Annotated in this window: 1 rRNA gene (cut by a window edge); it reads left to right on the top strand. The window is 52.2% G+C overall.

Features of this window, described 5'->3' with window-relative positions:
• A 23S ribosomal RNA gene (locus tag MKX62_RS07105) occupies nucleotides 1-2,372 on the top strand (it extends 560 nt beyond the left edge of the window).
• Nucleotides 2,373-2,500: the final 128 nt, after the last annotated feature.

Below are 2,500 nucleotides of genomic sequence, written 5' to 3'. Positions count from 1 at the left end.
CCATGTGCCTACAAGTTGTCAGAGCCCGTTAATGGGTGATGGCGTGCCTTTTGTAGAATGAACCGGCGAGTTACGATTCCATGCAAGGTTAAGCAGTGAATGCGGAGCCGCAGCGAAAGCGAGTCTGAATAGGGCGATAGAGTATGGGGTCGTAGACCCGAAACCAGGTGATCTACCCATGTCCAGGGTGAAGGTAAGGTAACACTTACTGGAGGCCCGAACCCACGTACGTTGAAAAGTGCGGGGATGAGGTGTGGGTAGCGGTGAAATTCCAATCGAACCTGGAGATAGCTGGTTCTCTCCGAAATAGCTTTAGGGCTAGCCTCAAACTTAAGAATCTCGGAGGTAGAGCACTGTTTGGACTAGGGGCCCATCCCGGGTTACCGAATTCAGACAAACTCCGAATGCCGATGATTTATGTTTGGGAGTCAGACTGCGGGTGATAAGATCCGTAGTCGAGAGGGAAACAGCCCAGACCACCAGTTAAGGTCCCCAAGTATTCGTTAAGTGGAAAAGGATGTGGCGTTGCCCAGACAACCAGGATGTTGGCTTAGAAGCAGCCATCATTTAAAGAGTGCGTAATAGCTCACTGGTCGAGTGGCGCTGCGCCGAAAATGTACCGGGGCTAAACGAATCACCGAAACTGTGGATTGACATCTTAGATGTCAGTGGTAGGAGAGCGTTCCAAGGGCGTCGAAGCTAGACCGTAAGGACTGGTGGAGCGCTTGGAAGTGAGAATGCCGGTATGAGTAGCGAAAGAAGGGTGAGAATCCCTTCCACCGAATGCCCAAGGTTTCCTGAGGAAGGCTCGTCCGCTCAGGGTTAGTCAGGACCTAAGTTGAGGCCGAAAGGCGTAGACGATGGACAACAGGTTGATATTCCTGTACCACCTCCCCGCCGTTTGAGCAATGGGGTGACGCAGTAGGATAGGGTGAGCGCGCTGTTGGTTATGCGCGTCTAAGCAGTGAGGTGTGGAATGAGGCAAATCCCGTTCCTATAACATTGAGCTGTTACAGCAAGGGGATTTATCCCTGAGTCCCTGATTTCACGCTGCCAAGAAAAGCCTCTAGCGAGGCGGGAGGTGCCTGTACCGCAAACCGACACAGGTAGGCGAGGAGAGAATCCTAAGGTGATCGAGAGAACTCTCGTTAAGGAACTCGGCAAAATGACCCCGTAACTTCGGGAGAAGGGGTGCTCTGGTAGGGTGTTAAAGCCCGAGAGAGCCGCAGTGAATAGGCCCAGGCGACTGTTTAGCAAAAACACAGGTCTCTGCAAAACCGCAAGGTGAAGTATAGGGGCTGACGCCTGCCCGGTGCTGGAAGGTTAAGAGGAGAGGTCAGCGCAAGCGAAGCTTCGAATTGAAGCCCCAGTAAACGGCGGCCGTAACTATAACGGTCCTAAGGTAGCGAAATTCCTTGTCGGGTAAGTTCCGACCCGCACGAAAGGCGTAACGATCTGGGCACTGTCTCAACGAGAGACTCGGTGAAATTATAATACCTGTGAAGATGCAGGTTACCCGCGACAGGACGGAAAGACCCCGTGGAGCTTTACTGTAACCTGATATTGAATTCCGGTGCAGCCTGTACAGGATAGGTAGGAGCCTTGGATTCCGGAGCGCTAGCTTCGGATGAGGCGTTGGTGGGATACTACCCTGGCTGTATTGGACTTCTAACCCATGCCCCTTATCGGGGCAGGAGACAGTGTCAGGCGGGCAGTTTGACTGGGGCGGTCGCCTCCTAAAGAGTAACGGAGGCGCCCAAAGGTTCCCTCAGAATGGTTGGACATCATTCGTAGAGTGCAAAGGCATAAGGGAGCTTGACTGCGAGACCTACAAGTCGAGCAGGGTCGAAAGACGGGCTTAGTGATCCGGTGGTTCCGCATGGAAGGGCCATCGCTCAACGGATAAAAGCTACCCCGGGGATAACAGGCTTATCTCCCCCAAGAGTCCACATCGACGGGGAGGTTTGGCACCTCGATGTCGGCTCATCGCATCCTGGGGCTGTAGTCGGTCCCAAGGGTTGGGCTGTTCGCCCATTAAAGCGGTACGCGAGCTGGGTTCAGAACGTCGTGAGACAGTTCGGTCCCTATCCGTCGCGGGCGCAGGAAATTTGAGAGGAGCTGTCCTTAGTACGAGAGGACCGGGATGGACATACCTCTGGTGTACCAGTTGTCTTGCCAAAGGCATCGCTGGGTAGCTATGTATGGACGGGATAAATGCTGAAAGCATCTAAGCATGAAGCCCCCCTCGAGATGAGATTTCCCATTACGCAAGTAAGTAAGATCCCTCAAAGAAGATGAGGTTGATAGGTCTGGGGTGGAAGCACGGCGACGTGTGGAGCTGACGGATACTAATCGATCGAGGACTTAACCAATTTTGAAAAGGGCTTGATTACCCTGATTCGTGTAGCACAATGTCTGTTTTATTCAGTTTTGAGCGAATAAGTACCGTTCATAAAAAAAGTACTTGCAATTATATTGCCTATATGATATAATGAATAAT

Origin of the sequence: Sporosarcina sp. FSL K6-5500, assembly GCF_038005665.1 — a bacterium.
GTDB classification, from domain to species: Bacteria; Bacillota; Bacilli; order Bacillales_A; family Planococcaceae; genus Sporosarcina; species Sporosarcina psychrophila.
Note: the sequence above shows the minus strand (reverse complement) of the source record. Positions and strands in the feature narration are given on the sequence as shown.